Raw genomic sequence first — 17,977 nt, 5'->3', positions numbered from 1 at the left:
GACTGCCCTCAGCTTCGATGCCCTACCACGACAGGACATCGGTGCAGGTCTCCCACCTCCACTCGATCGAATAGCGCCTCGTGGCGCACGTACCCCGTGATCCACACCCAGTCGTTGTAGGGATCGTCCTCGCCGATGGACACCACCCGCATCAACAGCGCCCGGTCCCCCGTGAACTGCACCGAGCAGTCCGGGCCGACGAACACGACGTCTCCCGCCTTCACGGCAGCCAACCGATGAATCTGCGGTACACCGTGTCGGCGGGAGCCCAGGTCATGTCCTGCATGGCTGCGGTGAGGTGCGACCTCAGGTAGATCCGAAGGGCTGCCGGCGAAGCGGCGTACTCCCCCAACAGCTCCACGCGGCGTGTGGCACAAGGCCAGGGCCGGTCGCATCCCTCGCACAGCCAGAGCGGCAGGACCGGTGCGTGTGTGGTCATCGGCGGCCCTCACCCGGCCAGTGACCCCGGTTGATCGGGATCTTGTGCCTGGCCCGACATGGCAACTCGTTCCCGCACTTGCAGACGTTCCGCCACCTGACCCACGACCACACCGGCTTATGCCTGCGAGCCAGGGTCATCGCTACTGCCGCCAGGTATTCGCCGTAGGGCACGTGCCGACTCATCTGTCCTCCCTCCGATGGGGGAAGTGGCAGTGGGGCCATGCAGGGTCACCCGATCACCACACCCGGCAACACCGTCCCACGCATGATAGCAATCCGCAATATGCGGAAACCCGTTTTGCGTGCTGCGTGTCTGCGAAAGGAAGTCAGGTATTCCGCATGGCAAGATGGCGACATGTCGCAACGTCAGAGTCCGACGGTCAGACGCCGACGACTGGCGCTCACCCTCCGACAGCTCCGAGACCGGGCCGGCATTACCTCGGCTGATGCAGCCCGCCGGGTCGACCATGACGCAAGTTGGCTCAGCCGGATCGAGACGGCAGAAGTCCGGCCACACCCGAACGACGTACGGGCGCTACTCGCTCTGTATGGAGTGGAGGGAGACCAGGCCGAGGCGGTCATTGCGGTAGCTCGTCAGGCGAAGCAGCGCGGGTGGTGGCAGCGGTACAGCGACGTCCTGCCGGACTGGTTCGCCGCGTACGTCGGCATGGAGTCAGAGGCATCCGTAATCCGCACCTACGAGTGCCAGATGGTCCCGGGCCTGTTGCAGACCGAGGAATACGCGCGGGCTGCGTTCCAGGGTGCGCCAGTCAAGATGCGCGACGACGAAGTAGAGCGCCAGGTCGCGCTGCGGATGGAACGTCAGGCCATCCTGAGGGGCGACGATCCGCCGATGCTGCGTGTGGTCATCGACGAGGGCGCAGTTCGCCGCGTGGTCGGCGGCCCCGAGGTGCTGCACGGGCAGCTCAATCGACTCATCGAGGAATCGGCCCGGAGCAACGTCCAGATCCTGCTACTGCCGTACTCGGCAGGGGTCGGCTTTGACGGCAGCTTCGTGATACTCGACTTCCCGCCGATGCCGGAGCCCTACCCAGACGCAGCCGAGGAACGGTTGGTCTACGTCGACACGCTCACCGGAGCGCTATACCTGGAGCGCCCCGGGGAGGTTGCCGCGTACGCTGCGGCACACGAGCAGCTACAAGCCCTTGCGCTGGCACCCAAACCCACGCGGGATACGCTGCGTGCGATTGCAGCAAATCTGATCACCTAGGAGGGCACGGCATGGACCTGCCTCGCGTCACCTGGCGCAAGAGCACCAGGTCCGGCTCCAGCGGCAACTGCGTCGAGGTTGCCACACCGCCGCCAGTCGTGATGGTCAGGGACTCCAAGGACCGGCAGGGACCGGTGCTGTCTTTCAGCTCGTCCGCCTGGTCGTCGTTCATTCAGGGGCTCAACCCCCGGGACTGACCAACACCCCCATCCGCATGGATGGGAGGCGCAGGCTAAGGACTCTCAGTTCGCCGCAGAGACGCCGTCACCGCGCCAGCCCGGGTCGAGCCCCTGCCAGGAATCGAACACGGGTCAGCCGGACCCCAGTCCACTCGTCCTGAGGAAGTCCAAGACGACCGTGCCTGAACGCATTGGCGAGTAGCGCAGCGTCGGGGTGCCGGTTTTCGTGCCACACGACACGTCGGAGGCGCTGGGGCAACGAACGTGCCGTAGGCGGGCTGTGACGGCCGCCGCAGCGCTCGGGGGCATCGATGCCCGCGCGTCGGTCCTAGGGTCGGTGTGTGGGCACCTGGGCGGGGATTCGCGGCCGCTGGCGGTCGCTGTCGCCGCTGCCGCCGCCGGGTCGGCTGCGTACCCTGTCGCTGGCCACGCTCGCCAACACCGTCGGGACCGGGCTGTGGGTGACCGGTTCGGCGCTCTATCTCACGCGCGTCGTCGGGTTGGGTCCGACGCGGGTCGGGCTGGGGCTCACGCTCGCCGGCCTGGTCGGGCTCACCGCCAGCGTGCCGCTCGGCGGGCTGGCCGACCGGCGTGATCCGCGGAACCTCCGGGCGGTCCTCCAGGTGGCGCAGGCCGCCGTCGCCGTCGCGTACCTGTTTGTCGGCTCGTTTCCGGTCTTCCTGCTGGTTGCCACACTGGACGCGCTGCTGATCTCCGGCAACCTGGCGGTCCGCGCGGCGCTCGTCGCCGCGGTCGGCGGACCGGAGGGCCGGGTGCACGCCTTCGCCACACTACGGGCGGTGGCCAACCTGGGTGTGGCGCTCGGCGCGGGGCTGGGCGGGTTCGCGCTGGTGGCGGACACCGGGTGGGCGTACCGACTGCTCGTGGTCGGCAACGCCGCGACCTATCTGGTCTCGGCGGCGCTGATCATGCGACTGCCGGGGTATCCGCCGGTCCGGCGGCCGCGTCGGACCGGCCCCGGTCGTGCGCTGCGCGACGGACGGTTCCTCGCGGTCGCCGGGGCGTCGGCGGCGCTCTCCCTGCACTGGGTGGCGCTGACAGTGCTGCTGCCACTGTGGGTGGTGACCCGCACCGACGCCCCGCCGGTGCTGGTCTCCGCCATGCTGCTGGTCAACACGCTGCTCACCGTGCTGCTCGCGGTACGGCTGAGCGGTGGCGCCCGGCACGCGCTGCCGGCGGCGACGGCGATGCGCCGGGCCGGACTCGTGCTCGCGGCCGGGATGCTGCTCTGGGCCACGACCGGCTTCGTCTCGGGCGCGCTGACGATCGGCCTGCTGCTGTGCGCGACAGTGGTCTACACCCTCGGCGACCTGTGGCATGCCGGGGCCGGGGCGGCACTGGCCTACGACCTCGCCGCCCCGGACGCCATCGGCGCCTACCAGGGGGTCGACACACTGCTCGCCGGGCTGGCCCGCGCCGCGGGGCCGGCGTTGCTGACCTGGCTGATCCTCGGCGGCGGCCCGACCGGCTGGCTGGCCCTGGCCGGGCTCCTCGCCGGCACCGGCCTGGCCGGGCCACCGCTCACCCGGCGGGCCCTGGCGAACCGTGCCGAGCCGTCCCCGGCCAGCGATCAGCCGATCTCCTCGTCGACGTAGCACCAGCGCCAGGTCTCGCCCGGCTGCACCGACCGGATCACCGGGTGGTTGCTGGACTCGAAGTGCTTCGTCGCGTGCTGGTACGGCGACGAGTCGCAGCAACCGACATGCCCGCAGCTCAGGCAGCCCCGCAGGTGCACCCAGTCGGCGTTGCCGATGGCGACGCAGTCGGGACACTCCTCGGTGGTGCGCGGCTCGACCGCACCCGCCTCGGCCAGATGCTGACAGCTCACTTCTCGACCTCCCGCAGCAACGACTCTTCCAGGTCCAGGTCTCGATAGGCCCGCACCAACACCTCCTCAGGGATCCGACCGGAGTCCCGGGCAGCCCGGAACACATCCCGCTCGGCGTCGATCATCTCCTGTCGTAGCCGACCGTACGCCTGCGACGGCGTTTCCCGCTCGGTGCCACCGAGTCGTTCCCAGGCCAGGTTGTTGCGATCCTCCAGCGCTCGGCGCAGGCGGTCCACCACCGCCTCCGGGGCGCTGCCGGCCAGCGCGTCGAGGCGGTCCTGGGCGGCCCTGCTGGCCTGTTGCTGCACACCGGCCGCGGACAACGCGTCCTGTACCGGGTCGTCCTGGGGCAGCTTCAACCGGCGGGCGACCGTCGGCAGCGTGGCACCCTGCCCGACCAGGGTGACCACGATCACCGCGAAGGCGAGCCAGATGAACAGGGCTCGGGGATACGGCTCGTCGCCGGCCAGGGTCAGGGGCAGGGCCAGCGCGGCGGCCAGTGTCACCACTCCCCGCATTCCGGCCCAGCCGATGATGATCGGGAACTTCGCCGGCGGGGCCGGGTCGCGGCGGCGGATCCGGGGAACCAGCCGGGCCAGGTAGGTGGCCGGGAAGAGCCAGACGAAACGGGTCACGAAGACTGTGGCGAGCACCGCGACGGTGATGAGCACGAGCGAGCCGGTCGGCTCGTCGAGGTCGCGCAGCACCTCCCGCAGTTGCAGACCGACCAGCAGGAAGACCAACCCCTCCAGCAGGAACCGGGCCAGCCGCCAGAACGCGCCGATCTGCAACCGGGAGGCCGCCGAGAGCAACTGGGACAGCTTGTGGCCGAGCGCCAGCCCGGTGACCACCACCGCGACCACGCCGGAGGAGTGCACCGCCTCGGCGGCGAACACCACGGCGAACGGGATGATCAACGACAGCGCGTTGTCCAGCAGCGGGTCGGTGATCCGCCGGTGCAGGAAGCCGAAGACCACCGCGCCGAGCGCGCCGATCAGGATGCCGCCGCCGGTGGCCCGCAGCACCTCCAGGGTGACGTCGGCGGCACCGACCGCCGAGCCGGCGGTGGCCATTGTGGCGACCCGCAGCAGCACCAGCGCGGTGGCGTCGTTGACCAGGCTCTCCCCCTCCAGGATGGTGACCACCCGGCGGGGCAGCCCGACCCGACGCGCGACAGCGGTGGCGGCCACCGCGTCCGGCGGCGCGACGACAGCGCCGAGGGCCAGGCAGATCGCGAACGGCACCTGCGGCAGCAGCAGGTGCAGCACGAACCCGACAACGAACGCGGTGAACAGCACCAGGCCGACAGCGAGCAGCAGGATCGGCCGGATGTTGTTCTTGAACGCCGGCACCGACGTCTCCAGCGCGGCGACGTAGAGCAGCGGCGGCAGGATGCCGACGAGCACCAACTCCGGGTCGAGTTCGACGTGCGGGACGCCTGGCACGAAGGAGAGCGCCAGGCCGAGCACGACAAGCACGATCGGCGCGAGCAGACCGAGCCGGCGGGCCAGCGCGGCACCGAGGGTGGCGATCGCCAGGAACACGACGACCGGAAACAGGCCTTCCATGGGGTACGAGCCTAGGGGGCCGCCGATTCGGGCCTCGACCAGCCGGGCCCCGAACAGCCGGGCTTTGACCAGCCGGGTCCCTTGATCAGCCGGTCGGCCGCAGCTTCGGCAGCACCTCCGCGCCGAACGCGTCGATGAAGTCGCGCTGCTCCTGCCCGACGTGGTGCAGGGCGATCTGGTCGAAGCCCAACTCCACGTACTCCTCCAGCCAGCCGACGTGCCGGCCCAGGTCGGCCGAGATGTTCACCACGTCGGCGACCCGCTGGGCGGGCACGTCGGCGGAGACCACGTCGAAGTGCTCGACAGTCTCCAGGTCCCAGCAGACCGGCGGGGCGAAGACGTTGCTGCGCCACTGGTCGTACGCGAGGGCCTCGGCCTGCGCCTGCTCCGGCGCCCAGGAGACGTGCACCTGGAGGTGCAGCGGGCCGCGTCCGCCGGCGTCCCGGTACGCGTCGATCATCTCGCGCAGGTGCGCCACCGGGGCGTTGACGGTGATCAGGCCGTCCGCCCACTCGGCGCACCAGCGGGCGGTGGCCACGCTGACGGCGGCGCCGACGAGCGCGGGCGGCTCCTCGGGACGGGTCCACAGCCGGGCCCGGTCCACCCGGACCAGCCCGTCGTGGCTGACCTCCTCGCCGGCCAGCAACGCCCGGATCACGTCCACGCACTCCCGCAGGCGGGCGGCGCGGACGTCCTTGCGTGGCCACGGGTCGCCGGTGATGTGCTCGTTGCTGGCCTCACCGGTGCCCAGCGCCGCCCAGAACCGGCCCGGGTACATCGTGCCCAGGGTGCCGATGGCCTGCGCGATGATCGCCGGGTGGTACCGCTGACCGGGCGCGTTGACCACACCGAACGGCATGCCGGTGGCCTGCAACGCCGCGCCGAGCCAGGACCAGGCGAAGCCGGACTCGCCCTGCCGGGCGCTCCACGGGGAGAAGTGGTCCGAGCACATGGCGGCGTCGAAGCCGGCCCGCTCGGCGTGCGTCACCGCCTCCAACAGTGCGCGCGGACCGATCTGCTCATGCGAGGCGTGGAACCCGAACGACGTCATGGGCGCACTTCCTACCCACGACGGCACCGCCTGATGCGTGCCGCGCCCCGAGCTACTCGGCGTGCGCTCCGGCACCGGCCGAGGCGGCGCCCTCGCCCACCCAGACCGTCTTGGTGTTGCAGAACTCCCGCATGCCCAACGCCGACAACTCCCGCCCGTAGCCGGAGTTCTTCACACCGCCGAACGGCAACTCCGGGTACGAGGTGGTCATCCCGTTGATGAAGACGTTGCCCGCGTCCAGGTCGGTAGCGAAGCGCTCCTGCTCGGCCGGGTCCCGGGTCCAGGCGTTCGAGCCGAGCCCGAAGCTGGTGCCGTTGGCGACCTCGATCGCCTCGGAGTACGAGGACACCCGGAACAGGCCGGCGACCGGGCCGAAGACCTCCTCGGACCACATCCGCATCGTCGGGGTGAGGTCGGCGACCACCGTCGGCGGGTAGAACCAGCCGTCGCCGGCTGGCGGTTCGCCGCCGCAGAGCACCGTCGCGCCGTTGTCCACCGCGTCGCGGACCTGGGCGTGCACCTCGTCGCGGCCGCGCTCGCTGGCCAGCGGCCCCACGTCGGTGTTCGGGTCCATCGGGTCGCCGACCCGCAACGCGGCCATGTTCGCGGCGAACTTCTCGGCGAAGGCGTCGAACACGTCGGTGTGCACGATGAACCGCTTCGCGGCGATGCAGGACTGGCCGTTGTTCTGGCAGCGGGCGGTGGTGGCCACCTCGGCGGCGGCGTCCACGTCGGCCGAGGGCATCACCACGAACGGGTCGCTGCCGCCGAGTTCGAGGACTGTCTTCTTCAGCTCCCGGCCGGCGATCTGGGCGATGGACCGTCCGGCGGGCTCACTGCCGGTGAGCGTGGCGGCGCGGACCCGGGGGTCACCGAGGATCGTCTCGACCGCATCCGAGCCGACAAGCACCGTGGTGAAGGCTCCCTCGGGGAAGCCGGCCCGGCGGAACACGTCCTCCAGCAGCAGCGCGGTCTGCGGCACGTTCGAGGCGTGCTTGAGCAGACCGGTGTTGCCGGCCATCAATGCCGGCGCGGCGAAGCGCATCACCTGCCAGAGCGGGAAGTTCCACGGCATCACCGCGAGCACCACGCCGATCGGCTGGTAGCGGATGAACGCCCTGGTCGCCTTCACGGCGGGCGCGTCGGCCGGCTCGTCGGCGAGGAACCCCGGGGCCCGGTCGGCGTAGAAGCGGGCGGTCGTGGCGCACTTGGCCACCTCGGCCTGCGCCGAGGCGTACGTCTTGCCCATCTCGGTGGTCATGATCCGGGCGATCTCGTCCCGTTCGGCGTCCAGCAGGTCGGCGGCGGCGTTCATCCACCGGGCGCGCTCGTCGACGGTGGTCTGCCGAAGTTGCCGGTACGCGAGGTCGGTGCGCTCGATGGCGGCGTCGAGTTGCTCGGTGGACATCGCCTCATAGGTCTTGAGCACCTGTCCGGTGGCGGGGTTGGTGGTGGCGATGTGGGGCATCTCGTCCTCCTGTCACTCGAACAACGAGTGTCGTACGCCCGGCTCCTCGCGGTGCCGGGCGGCGCGGCGGCGCTGGATCACGACCAGGTCGACAACGGCGACCACGGCGAAGATCGCGCAGAGTACGCCGAGCCAGGCGATGCCGGCAGCGAACGCCAGCACCGCGAAGAGCACCATGATCACCAGCCCGAAGCCGGCGAGGGTGAGGCGAAGGTTCAGCGCGCTGTTCGCGTGGCCGACCGTGCCACGGGCACGCCGGGGCTGCGATCTCGTCATACCCAGGGAGCTACCCGCGATCGGCCCGGTTAACCGGTACGACGCGCTCGTGGGCCGGTGTGCCTCGGCACATCCGATCGCGCCACGGGCCCGCGACCCGCACGATGGGCGCATGTCAATGACCCTCGCCGTGCCGGTGACAGTCGCCATCGCCCGCCGTGTCGATCCGTCCCGGGCCAGCGAGATGGTGGCCTGGATGCGGGCCGGCACGGCGTTGGCCGAGGCGTTCCCGGGTTTCCTCGGCGCCGGGTGGGTGCAGAGCGGCCCCGGTTCGCCGGACTGGCACATGCTCTATCGCTTCGCCGACGCCGAGACGCTGCGCCGGTGGGAGGAGTCGCCGCAGCGGCACTGGTGGCTCAGTTCGGCCCAGGGCATCGTCGAGCACACCCGAGTCGAGCGGCGTACCGGCATCGAGGGCTGGTTCGATCCGCCGCTGGGGCACTCGGTGGACCCGGTCGAGCCGGTCGCGCCGGTCGCGCCGGTGTCGCCGCCGAGGTGGAAGCAGGCGGTGACCATCTGGTTGGCGTTCTTTCCGCTGAGCCTCAGCGCCACCCTGCTGACAAGTCGTTTCCTCGCCACCGTGCCGCTGGCGGCGCGGGTGCTGCTGATGACGCTCTGCCTGACCCCGCTGATGACCTATCTGGTGCTGCCCCGGATCACCCGGGCCCTGCACCGGTGGCTGCACGCCCAGCCGGCCCGGCGGCGGGATTAAAGCACCTCCGACCGCTGTCGCCGACGCTCTGCCGCATACCCGACAGCAACTTCCCGGCACGCCACGTCTGGCGCATAGAGTTACCGCGCTGTCGCTCTGTGCTGTGGAACTCGGTGCTGCGAGACGGGAGATGTCATGCCTCGACGGTGGGTCGCCGCGCTGGCCTGTCTCGCCGCGCTTGTCGCGTTGGCCTGCGAGGGCGGCACCTCCGCGTCACCCCGCCCCACCAAGAGCGGCCCGTCGGGCGGCCCGGGTGGCATCGCCGCGCTCGGCGACTCGATCACCACCGGCTTCGCCTCCTGCCTGGTGCTCACCTCCTGCGAGCGCAACTCCTGGTCCACCGGCGACGGGCTGCGGGTGCAGAGCCACTACCGGCGGCTGCTCGACCAGGATTCGGCGATCCGCGACCGGACGTACAACCACGCCCGCGCCGGCGCCCGCGCGGACGCCCTGGAGGGTCAGGCCCAGGCAGCGGTACGCGACCGCCCCGACTACGTCACAGTGCTCATCGGCGCCAACGACGCCTGCCGGGGCGGGGTGGACGCGATGACGCCGGTGGCACAGTTCCGGGCCGACGTGGACCGGGGGCTGCGGGTGCTGCGGACCGGCCGCCCGAAGGCCCGGGTGCTGGTGGTGAGCATCCCCGACCTGTACCGGCTCTGGGAGGTCGGGCACGACGACCCACGGGCGGTCCGCGCGTGGCGGCGGGGGGTCTGCCCGGCCCTGCTGGCCGAGGCGACCTCGACGACGCCCGCCGACCGGGCACGCCGGGCCGCCGTCCGGGACCGGATCGACGCGTACAACGCCGAGTTGGTCGCGGCCTGCCGGGCGTACGGCTCCCGGTGTCGCCACGACGGCGGCGCGGCGCACAAGGTCCGCTTCACCCTGGACCTGCTCAACCCGCTGGACTGGTTCCACCCCAACGCCACCGGGCAGAGCCGGCTCGCCGAGGTGACCTGGCGACCCTCCGGTATGGCCGGTTGACCGTCCCGGAGGGGGATCGTCAGGGGTGGCGGGGCCCCGGAAGTGCGGTGCCCCGGGGGCGGTAGAGGGCCCGGGAACGCTGCGCGAGGTCCTTGGTGGCCGACGAGTTGGCCCAGGTGCCGAGCACGATGGCCGCACCTGGAATGACCTTGGCGACGATCCGCTTGGCGGCCCGGACTCCGGCCATCTGAGCCAGCCGGACGCCGAGTTGCAGCATCACCCGGCCGAGCGGGCGTTGGCCGCCCAGACCGAAGAGCGCGTCGGCGCGCTCCCGACCGGCGGCCACGCCGAGTGCCAGCCGGGCGCTCTCGGCGACCTTGTGCACGCGTTGCAGCACCAGCAGATCGGTGGCCCGGTCGCTGTGCATCGGGTCGACGTCGTACGCGGCGGCGATGTGCAACACCATGCGTGCCTGGGTCCAGGCCAGGACGCCCACGTCGATCACGGCACCGGGCAGCCCGGCCGCGCCGGAGACCGCGCCGGACAGCCGGGCCAGGTTGACGAACTTGCGGGCCGCCTGGTCGGCCAGGGCGTCGGCCGAGATCCCGGGCTGCTCGGCTCGGGCCCGGTCGGCCCACTGCTCGGCTTCCGGCCCGAGCCGGCGCACCGCCTCCAGGGCAAGGTGCTCCGGAGCGTACTGGGGGTCGTCGCGCATCCGGTCCCACAGGCGGGCCGGCGGACCCTCGGGGGCGTCCGCCGGCCCGGCCGGCAGATCGACGGGCGGTTGGGGAGTGGGGGCGGCTGGCTGGCCGCCGACGGGCGGGGTGTCGGTCACCGGGTCTCCCCTGGGATGGGAATGGCGGACAGGGCGGCCGATGGAGCGGTCAGCGGCGGCGGTTGGACAGCTTGGCCGCCAGGCCCTTGAGCTTCTGCTGGTTGGCGGGCTTGGCCATCTCTCGACGACCTCGCTCGACCATCTGCTGCCCCTTCGGCGATCTCAGGAACGTGGTGATGCGCTGCATCAGTGACATGGCGTCCTCCTGTCGATGGTCCCTCAGTCATGTGTACCCCGAACCCGCAACACATGTACCCGGGATCCGACAGCCTCAACCCTGACCGTCCACAGTGGGCGGTAGACTACCGCCCCGTCGGCGCGATGGCGTCGACGACCCGGGTGGCCCGCCACTCGTGCTGCTGGTAGTACTCGGGGTAGGCGGAGACCTGCACGGCCTGGGCGGCGTCGGTGAGCCGCATCCGCTCCCAGCCGGGCACCTGCTCCAGCGCGCCGAGAAACTGCCGGGTGGCGAACTCCGGGTCCATCAGCCGACCCACCGGGCCCCAGCCGCTGCTGGAGCGCTGCTGGAACAACCCGACCGAGTCGTGGTCCCAGCCGACACCCTGGTGCGGATAGTCCTGCGACTCGGGCAGCACACCGCTGGCCACGTTGTAGAGGTTGCTCTCCTGCATGGCGGTGGCGACCGCGATCACCAGCCCCCGGCGGGGCACCCCCATCTTGCGGCCGGCGCGCACGATCGCCTCGGCGTTCTCCATCTGGGTCCTGTCCAGCCCGGCGACGGGCGCCGGCCTGGTCGGGCGGGCCGGGGCCGCCTTGCGAGCCGGCGCGCTGGTGTCCGGGTCGGCGGGAGTCGCCGCGGCGGACGCGGCGGGGGTCGTCGGGGCGGCGGTGCGGTCGAGGCCACGGGAGGCTCGCTGCTGCTCGGCGCGCTGCGCCAGCTCCGCGCCGGAGATCGCGTCGCGGCGGGTGGCGGCACCGGCGGTCTCGTCCCGGACCTGCGCGACAGCGGCCAGGCCGAGGCAGCAGACCACGCCGGTCGCCAGCGCCACCTGCGCCCGGCGTCGACCGGCCAGGTCCCGGGTGTACGCCCGGAGGCGACTCGCGGCGGTTGTCCGTTCGGTTGAGGTGCCATCCTCCGTATCGGTAGTGGGGCTGCTCGGGGCGTACGGGTCGTCGAGGGTGCCGTCGTCACGCATCAGCCGAGGCTAGGCAGAGAGAGACCCCGATTACGCACGGTGATCACGTGGCGATCACCACAGATCGGGGCCGCACTGGTGGACGACCCGGGCGGGTCGACCCGCCCGGGGAACGTTCCTCGCGTACCGGATGAAGCCGGCGCCCCACGCAGGCCGGCACGGCCGGTGTCAGGCCCGGACATCCGACGCCCGGGCCTGACATGATCGACAAACTCGGCCTTTGGGCCGAACCGGCCCTCGGCCGATCAGCCGATCGCATCCATCCGGCGGCATAATCGGGCGATTAGTCCGGTCACGCCCAACCCCCGGGCGACGGATCGCCCGGCGCAGGAATGCACCAGGATGGCGGGTACGTTGCCCGAACGGGTGCCCTCCGTCGCGTGGGCGCCCCGCAGGCACATTTCAGGGAGGTCCGCACCGGTGCTCGACCCACATGAGCTCTACCAGCTCACCGACGATCTGCCCGACCTCGGGCAACCGGTCCTGATCCAGGCCCTCACCGGGTTCGTGGACGCCGGCAACGCCAGCCGGCTGGCGCGCGAGCAGCTGCTCACCTCGCTGGAGGGCCGGCCCATCGCCACGTTCGACGTCGACCAACTCTTCGACTACCGGTCGCGACGACCGGTGATGACCTTCGTCGAGGACCACTGGGAGAGCGTCGACGCGCCCAAGCTGGAGCTGCACCTGCTGCACGACGACGACGAAACCCCGTTCCTGCTGCTCACCGGCCCCGAGCCGGACCTGCAGTGGGAGCGGTTCGTCGCCGCCGTGGCCGGGTTGGCCGCCCGCCTGGACGTCCGGCTCACCGTGGGGCTCAACTCGATCCCGATGGCCGTGCCGCACACCCGACCGACCGGGGTGACCGCGCACGCCACCCGCCCCGAGCTGATCGCCGGGTACGAACCCTGGCTGCAACGCGTCCAGGTGCCCGGCAGCGTCGGCCACCTGCTGGAGTTCCGCCTCGGCGAGCAGGGCCGCGACGCGCTGGGCTTCGCCGCCCACGTGCCGCACTACGTGGCGCAGACCGAGTATCCGGCCGCCGCCGAGGTGCTGCTCACCTCCGTGTCGCGCAGCACCGGGCTGCTGCTGCCCGGCGACGGGCTGCGCTCGGCCGCCGAGGTGGTCCGGGTGGAGATCGACCGCCAGGTCGCCCAGACCGAGGACGCCGCCGCCCTGGTCCAGGCCCTGGAGGAGCAGTACGACGCGTTCGCCCGGGGTCGGGGCGAGAAGAACCTGCTCGCCCCGGACGCCGGGCCGCTGCCCACGGCCGACGAACTCGGCGCGGAACTGGAACGGTTCCTGGCCGAACAGACCCGACCCGGCGACACCCCGGGCAGCTGACCCGGCACGCCGGGGGCGGATGCGGCAGGCTGGGGGCATGCGCCTGGCGACCTGGAACGTCAACTCGGTGAAGGCCCGTCTCCCCCGGCTGCTGGAGTGGCTGGCCGACACCGGGCCGGACGTCGTCTGCCTACAGGAGACCAAGTGCCCCGACGGCGCCTTCCCGGTGACCGAGGTGGGCGCGCTGGGCTACACCGTGGCCAGCCACAGCGACGGCCGGTGGAACGGGGTCGCCATCCTGTCCCGGGTCGGGCTGGACGACGTCCGGGTCGGGTTCGCCGGTGAGCCCGGCTTCCCCGACCCGGAGGCCCGCGCCATCTCCGCCACCTGCGACGGGGTCCGGGTCTGGTCGGTGTACGTGCCGAACGGCCGAACGCCCGACGACCCGCACTACGCGTACAAGCTGGCCTGGTTCGCGGCGCTGCGCGACGCGGTGGAGGCCGAACTGGCCGGTGGGCTCCCGCTGGCCGTCTGCGGCGACTTCAACGTCGCCCCGACCGACGCCGATGTCTGGGACCCGGCGGTGTTCATCCACTCCACCCACGTCACCCCGGCGGAGCGGGCGGCGCTCGCGGCCCTGCGCGACCTGGGCCTCGTCGACGTGGTGCCGACCCCGATGAAGGGGCCGCACCCCTTCACCTACTGGGACTACCGGGCCGGGATGTTCCACCAGAACAAGGGCATGAGAATCGACCTGGTGTACGCGTCCGCGCCGTTCGCCCGCGCCGTCGGTTCGGCCTACGTGGACCGGGAGGCCCGCAAGGGCAAGGGCCCCTCCGACCACGCCCCGATCGTGGTCGACGCGGAACTGGTGCCCACGGTCGAGGGGTTCTGAGCGCGGTCTCCGTGTCCGGGCGCAGCCCGGTGACGCACCCACGCGCGCAGCCCGGTGACGCACCCACGCGCAGGGCTGTGGCTAGGGTGGGCAGATGGCAGTCGTGAAGATCAACGCAATCGAGGTTCCGCCCGGCGGTGGCGCGGAGTTGGAGAAGCGGTTCGCCGCCCGAGCCGGCGCGGTGGAGAACTCCCCCGGCTTCCTCGGCTTCGAGCTGCTCCGACCGGTGGCCGGCGAGACCCGCTACTTCGTCTACACGAGGTGGGAGACCGAGGAGGCGTACCAGGCCTGGGCCGCCGGCCCGTCCCGGGCCGCCCACGCCGCCGCGCCCGGCGAGAAGCCACGCCCCCCGGTCGCCACCGGCGCCAGCCTGCTGGAGTTCGAGGTGGCCCTGCACGTCCCCCAGCCGTGACCGCCCGCCAGCCGTGACCGGGCGCTCACGCGTGATCCACTCGGGCTTCAGGAAATCGGGGTGTCCCCGGGGGTGGGATAGCGCGGTTTCCTGAAGCCCGAGTGGATCAAAATGCGCGGATCCTCCGCCGGAGCGAACCCCGGGGCAGGGGGCGGTCTGCGCTGATAGCGTCGGAGCGTGTCGACCGGATAGCCGGCCGCCCGGGCAGCCCGGCAGCGTCGACCGTCAGTCACCCTGCCCACAGGCCGTCGGCACCGGCGAGTCCAGGCAGTCACGGGGGATTCCGGCCATGTTCGACGGGTTCGAAGAATTCGACATCGCCACGTCCGGCGCGACGATCCACGGCCGCCGGGGCGGGAGCGGGCCGCCGGTCCTGCTCCTACACGGCATCCCCGAGACGCACCTCATGTGGCATCAGGTCGCGCCGCGGCTCGCCGAGACGTACACCGTCGTCGCCACCGACCTGCGGGGGTGGGGCGACAGCGGCAAACCACCGAGCACCGCGGACCACGAGCCGTACAGCATGCGCGCGATCGCCCGCGACCAGGTCGAGGTGATGCGGAGCCTGGGGTATGAGCGGTTCCGGGTCGTCGGCCACGATCGCGGAGCCCGGTGCGCGTACCGTCTCGCGCTGGACGAACCGGACGCCGTCACCCGGCTCGCCGTCCTGGACGTCGTGCCCATCGGCGACGTCTACAACCGCGCCGACCGGACGTTCAGCCTCTCCTACTGGGTGTGGTCCTTCCTGGCCGCACCGTCCCCGGTGCCGGAACGCTTCATCGACGCGGCACCCGCCGTGCTCGTCGACTTCATGCTCGACACCTGGCCCGAGGTGAAGGACGCCTTCCCACCCGAGGTACGCGCGGCGTACGTCAGGCAGTTCAGCGATCCCGCCACGGTCCACGCCATCTGCGAGGAGTTCCGCGCGGCGGCGACGCTGGACTACCAGCAGGACGAGGCGGATCGCGGCACCCGCAGGATCGGCTGCCCGGTCCTGTTCCTGTGGAGCCAGCGTGGTCAGGTCGCGAAGCTCTACGACGACCCGCTCGCGATCTGGCGGGAGTGGGCCGACGACGTACGCGGTGAGCCGGTCGGAGTCGGGCACTTCATCCCGGAAGAGGCCCCGGACGAGACCAGCCGCCAACTCCTCGCCTTCCTGAGCTGACGCCGGGCCGACCTGCCCGCGCCGTCCCGGTTGATCCACTCGGGTTCACGAAAACCGGGCTGTCCCGGTCTGGCTGACACCCCGACTTCCATGAACCCGAGTCGATCAAGCCGTAGCGGGCGGCCAGGCAAGCGCGGGTCAGGGCTTGCGGGACGCCTGGAGGGTGGCGAAGGCGATCACGTTGTCGGCGTAACCGGTGCGGCCTCCGATGAACTGGCCGCCGCAGGTGATCAACCGCAGCCCGGCGGGGCCGTCGTCGCCGTAGATGCGCTCGGCGGGCAGCCGGTCCTTCGGGAAGTGCTCCACTGTGTCGACCTTGAAGATCACCGTCGACCGGTCCGCCCGGGCCACCTCGATGAGGTCGCCCGGCTTCAGCTTACCCAGATCGTAGAAGACCGACGGTCCGCTCTTGGTGTCCACGTGCCCGACGATCACCGCGGGGCCAGGCTCGCCGGGCGTGGGACCACGGTCGTACCAGCCGGTCTCGTTGTGCCGCTCCAGCGGCGGTACGGCGATCGAGCCGTCCCGGGCCTGTCCGACGGGTGCCACCGGCGCGGCCACCTTGATGGCGGGCACGGTAAGGCGCACCGGGCGGCTGGCCGACAACCCGACCGACTCGCTGCGCGCCGGCCGGTCCCCGCCGGCCGGAGCCCAGTCGAACGGGCCGACCGACCGGCCCAGCCCCGCCCCGGTGGCGAAGACCCCCGCCAGCACCAGCACCACGGCCAGCGGCACCGACCAGGGACTGCGGCCGGTCGGGCGGCTCCGCCGAGGCGCCACGGCGGTCGCCGGGCGACCGGCGACCACCGGTCGATCGGAGCCCACCGCCCGATCATCCACCGGCCGACGGGCAACCATCTCGCGCCGATCCGAGCCCAGCCCACGATCGTCCACGGGCCGACGAGCAACGACGTCCCGACGGTCCGAGCCCACCGCACGATCATCCGTTGGCTGGCGGGAACCGGCCGGAGGCGACGAGCCAGCAGCACCCGGCTGGCGGGAACCGGGCGGCGGCGGGGGGTGGAAGATCTCCATGACAGGCTCAGCGACGCGCCGCGCCACGGACCGGATGTGGCCGGCGTAGCGCCACGATGGCGAGGATCAACCCGGTGACGGTCAGCGCCGCGCCTCCGGGCAGCAGCAGCTTGCCGGTCATTCCGTCGGCACCGCCGCCGAAGCCGGTGGCCGGACCGCGACTGGGATGCGCCGGAACCTTTTTGACCACCTGGAGCATTGTCGAGGCGGTCTCACCGTCACGGCACTCCAGCTTGACCCGGTAGTTGCCGGGGCGCGTACGCTCGCGCACCATCGGCGCGGCGGTGAGCACCCCACCCTGCGGCTGTACGCCGACGGCGCCGAAGGCGTCGGAGACGACTGTGGCGCCCACCGAGTTGTCCTGACAACTGGCCCGGATCCCGACCAGGTAGCCGGGCTGCACCGTGCTGGGGCTCACCTCGACGAAGATGTCTATCGGCGTCGGCTGGGGCGCGCCACCCGGTGGGCCTTCGGGCTGCGGCGCGGGAGCCGCGAACACCGAGACGGCAGACGCCGGAACGGCCAGCACCGAGACGACAGACGCCGGAGCCGCGAACGCGGGAGGGGCGGCGAGCAGGGGGCCGGCGAGTACGGTCAGCACCGACAGGGTCACGCCGCCACGGGTCACTGTCACGATGCCCCCTCTCGACGCCGCGCGGCCGAGTCGGGCAGCGGAACCCCCGACCTGCCGTACCAGTTGGATCCTCTCATTTCCGGTCGCACATCACATCCGATTCGTCGGCGGCGTCGCGTACTCTCGGATCGCTGTGACCGCCACCGAGCACGACCCCGCCGCCCCGCCCGTGAGCCGGACAATCCGCACGTTCCACCCCCGTCGAGGTCGGATGAGCGACCGGCAGACCGACGCGTTGGGCCGTCTCTGGCCCGCGTACGGCCTGGATGTGCCGGACGGACCGGTCGTGCCCGTCGACCTGGCCGACCTGTTCGGTCGCCGGGCGCCGGTGGTGTTGGAGATCGGCTCGGGCATGGGCGACAGCACCGCCGCGATGGCTGCCGCCGACCCGGACCGAGATTATCTGGCGGTCGAGGTGCACACCCCGGGAATCGCCAACCTGCTCGACCTGGTGGACCGCCACGGTCTACGCAACGTGCGGGTGGCCCAGGGTGATGCGTTGTCCCTGGTCAACGGCCTGCCCGAGGGTGTGCTGGATGCGGTGCACGTGTTCTTCCCGGACCCGTGGCCGAAGGCCCGCCACCACAAGCGGCGGATCATCCAGCCGACGCACGTGGCGCTGCTGCGGTCCCGACTGCGGCCCGGTGGCACGCTGCACTGCGCGACCGACTGGGCCGAGTACGCCGAGGCGATGCGGACGACACTGGAGGCGGACCCGGAGTTGGTGGACGCGTACGGCGGCTTCGCGCCGCGTCCGGCGCACCGCCCGGTGACGAAGTTCGAACGGCGCGCGATCACCGCCGGCCGGCCCGTCGCGGACCTGCTGTACCGCCGCCGGTGACCGCCGGCACACCCGCCCAGAAG

21 protein-coding genes are annotated in these 17,977 nt (G+C 71.8%); 10 read left to right on the top strand and 11 right to left on the bottom strand.

Annotated features, from left to right (window positions below; genetic code table 11):
* Window positions 1-8: 8 nt before the first annotated feature.
* On the bottom strand, window positions 9-233 hold the full coding sequence (locus tag AB0A95_RS04505; protein WP_357554154.1) for a hypothetical protein: 225 nt from the start codon (window positions 231-233) through the stop codon (window positions 9-11).
* Between the two features lie 428 nt (window positions 234-661).
* On the opposite strand from AB0A95_RS04505, the gene AB0A95_RS04500 reads away from it, so the two are divergent.
* The 3 genes from AB0A95_RS04500 to AB0A95_RS04490 all read left to right on the top strand — a co-directional run bounded on the left by AB0A95_RS04500 (window position 662) and on the right by AB0A95_RS04490 (window position 3,467).
* The gene (locus AB0A95_RS04500; RefSeq protein ID WP_357554152.1) at window positions 662-1,672 is read left to right on the top strand and encodes a helix-turn-helix transcriptional regulator; all 1,011 of its coding nucleotides are present in this window, start codon (window positions 662-664) and stop codon (window positions 1,670-1,672) included.
* Between the two features lie 11 nt (window positions 1,673-1,683).
* Entirely contained in the window at window positions 1,684-1,869 is a 186-nt protein-coding gene (locus tag AB0A95_RS04495; protein WP_357554150.1) for a DUF397 domain-containing protein, read from the top strand.
* Window positions 1,870-2,192: 323 nt separating this feature from the next.
* Window positions 2,193-3,467: an MFS transporter gene (locus AB0A95_RS04490; RefSeq protein WP_357554149.1), complete on the top strand. Its 1,275-nt coding sequence runs from the start codon at window positions 2,193-2,195 to the stop codon at window positions 3,465-3,467.
* Here the strand turns inward: AB0A95_RS04490 and AB0A95_RS04485 are convergent.
* The 5 genes from AB0A95_RS04485 to AB0A95_RS04465 all read right to left on the bottom strand — a co-directional run bounded on the left by AB0A95_RS04485 (window position 3,443) and on the right by AB0A95_RS04465 (window position 8,063).
* The gene (locus AB0A95_RS04485; RefSeq protein ID WP_357554148.1) at window positions 3,443-3,700 is read right to left on the bottom strand and encodes a UBP-type zinc finger domain-containing protein; all 258 of its coding nucleotides are present in this window, start codon (window positions 3,698-3,700) and stop codon (window positions 3,443-3,445) included. The two genes, AB0A95_RS04490 and AB0A95_RS04485, sit on opposite strands and share 25 nt — an antisense overlap.
* Window positions 3,697-5,268 (bottom strand): Na+/H+ antiporter, encoded by a 1,572-nt coding sequence (locus AB0A95_RS04480; RefSeq protein WP_357554147.1) that lies wholly within the window; start codon window positions 5,266-5,268, stop codon window positions 3,697-3,699. Before AB0A95_RS04480 ends, AB0A95_RS04485 begins: the two co-directional genes overlap by 4 nt.
* A gap of 85 nt (window positions 5,269-5,353) precedes the next feature.
* Window positions 5,354-6,319, bottom strand: coding sequence for a TIGR03885 family FMN-dependent LLM class oxidoreductase (locus AB0A95_RS04475; protein ID WP_357554146.1), 966 nt, complete (start codon window positions 6,317-6,319; stop codon window positions 5,354-5,356).
* Window positions 6,320-6,371: 52 nt separating this feature from the next.
* Window positions 6,372-7,787, bottom strand: a complete 1,416-nt coding sequence (locus AB0A95_RS04470) for an NADP-dependent succinic semialdehyde dehydrogenase (protein WP_357554145.1) — start codon at window positions 7,785-7,787, stop codon at window positions 6,372-6,374.
* 12 nt (window positions 7,788-7,799) lie between these two features.
* Window positions 7,800-8,063, bottom strand: coding sequence for a DUF6343 family protein (locus tag AB0A95_RS04465; protein ID WP_357554144.1), 264 nt, complete (start codon window positions 8,061-8,063; stop codon window positions 7,800-7,802).
* A 112-nt stretch (window positions 8,064-8,175) separates the two neighbouring features.
* Here AB0A95_RS04465 and AB0A95_RS04460 point away from each other — a divergent pair, with 112 nt between their 5' ends.
* Window positions 8,176-8,775, top strand: coding sequence for an antibiotic biosynthesis monooxygenase (locus AB0A95_RS04460; RefSeq protein ID WP_357554143.1), 600 nt, complete (start codon window positions 8,176-8,178; stop codon window positions 8,773-8,775).
* 135 nt (window positions 8,776-8,910) lie between these two features.
* A complete protein-coding gene (locus tag AB0A95_RS04455) occupies window positions 8,911-9,759 on the top strand; it encodes a GDSL-type esterase/lipase family protein (RefSeq protein WP_357554142.1) in 849 nt (282 codons plus the stop codon).
* 19 nt (window positions 9,760-9,778) lie between these two features.
* On the opposite strand, the gene AB0A95_RS04450 is transcribed toward AB0A95_RS04455, so the two are convergent.
* From AB0A95_RS04450 to AB0A95_RS04440, 3 genes are all read right to left on the bottom strand, one after another.
* The gene (locus AB0A95_RS04450) at window positions 9,779-10,534 is read right to left on the bottom strand and encodes an EcsC family protein (RefSeq protein ID WP_357554141.1); all 756 of its coding nucleotides are present in this window, start codon (window positions 10,532-10,534) and stop codon (window positions 9,779-9,781) included.
* 49 nt (window positions 10,535-10,583) lie between these two features.
* Window positions 10,584-10,730 (bottom strand): hypothetical protein, encoded by a 147-nt coding sequence (locus AB0A95_RS04445; protein ID WP_357077681.1) that lies wholly within the window; start codon window positions 10,728-10,730, stop codon window positions 10,584-10,586.
* Window positions 10,731-10,836: 106 nt separating this feature from the next.
* On the bottom strand, window positions 10,837-11,691 hold the full coding sequence (locus AB0A95_RS04440; protein ID WP_357554140.1) for a peptidase M23: 855 nt from the start codon (window positions 11,689-11,691) through the stop codon (window positions 10,837-10,839).
* Window positions 11,692-12,111: 420 nt separating this feature from the next.
* On the opposite strand from AB0A95_RS04440, the gene AB0A95_RS04435 reads away from it, so the two are divergent.
* The 4 genes from AB0A95_RS04435 (at window position 12,112) to AB0A95_RS04420 (ending at window position 15,444) form a co-directional block, all read left to right on the top strand.
* On the top strand, window positions 12,112-13,032 hold the full coding sequence (locus tag AB0A95_RS04435; protein WP_357077675.1) for a PAC2 family protein: 921 nt from the start codon (window positions 12,112-12,114) through the stop codon (window positions 13,030-13,032).
* A 37-nt stretch (window positions 13,033-13,069) separates the two neighbouring features.
* Complete coding sequence (locus AB0A95_RS04430) at window positions 13,070-13,867, top strand: exodeoxyribonuclease III (protein WP_357554139.1); 798 nt, start codon at window positions 13,070-13,072, stop codon at window positions 13,865-13,867.
* Window positions 13,868-13,961: 94 nt separating this feature from the next.
* Window positions 13,962-14,279 (top strand): antibiotic biosynthesis monooxygenase, encoded by a 318-nt coding sequence (locus tag AB0A95_RS04425; RefSeq protein WP_088947279.1) that lies wholly within the window; start codon window positions 13,962-13,964, stop codon window positions 14,277-14,279.
* Between the two features lie 289 nt (window positions 14,280-14,568).
* Window positions 14,569-15,444, top strand: coding sequence for an alpha/beta hydrolase (locus tag AB0A95_RS04420; protein WP_357554138.1), 876 nt, complete (start codon window positions 14,569-14,571; stop codon window positions 15,442-15,444).
* A gap of 138 nt (window positions 15,445-15,582) precedes the next feature.
* Here AB0A95_RS04420 and AB0A95_RS04415 read toward each other — a convergent pair whose 3' ends face one another.
* The gene (locus tag AB0A95_RS04415) at window positions 15,583-16,224 is read right to left on the bottom strand and encodes a class F sortase (protein WP_357554174.1); all 642 of its coding nucleotides are present in this window, start codon (window positions 16,222-16,224) and stop codon (window positions 15,583-15,585) included.
* A 262-nt stretch (window positions 16,225-16,486) separates the two neighbouring features.
* Complete coding sequence (locus tag AB0A95_RS04410) at window positions 16,487-17,116, bottom strand: hypothetical protein (protein WP_357554173.1); 630 nt, start codon at window positions 17,114-17,116, stop codon at window positions 16,487-16,489.
* A gap of 130 nt (window positions 17,117-17,246) precedes the next feature.
* Between AB0A95_RS04410 and trmB the strand changes: the two genes are divergently transcribed.
* Window positions 17,247-17,954, top strand: coding sequence for a tRNA (guanosine(46)-N7)-methyltransferase TrmB (trmB, locus tag AB0A95_RS04405; protein WP_357554137.1), 708 nt, complete (start codon window positions 17,247-17,249; stop codon window positions 17,952-17,954).
* Window positions 17,955-17,977 lie beyond the last annotated feature (23 nt).

It is taken from the genome of Micromonospora sp. NPDC049230 (assembly GCF_040647875.1).
GTDB lineage: Bacteria > Actinomycetota > Actinomycetes > Mycobacteriales > Micromonosporaceae > Micromonospora.
This window is presented reverse-complemented; position numbering and strand designations above follow the sequence as displayed.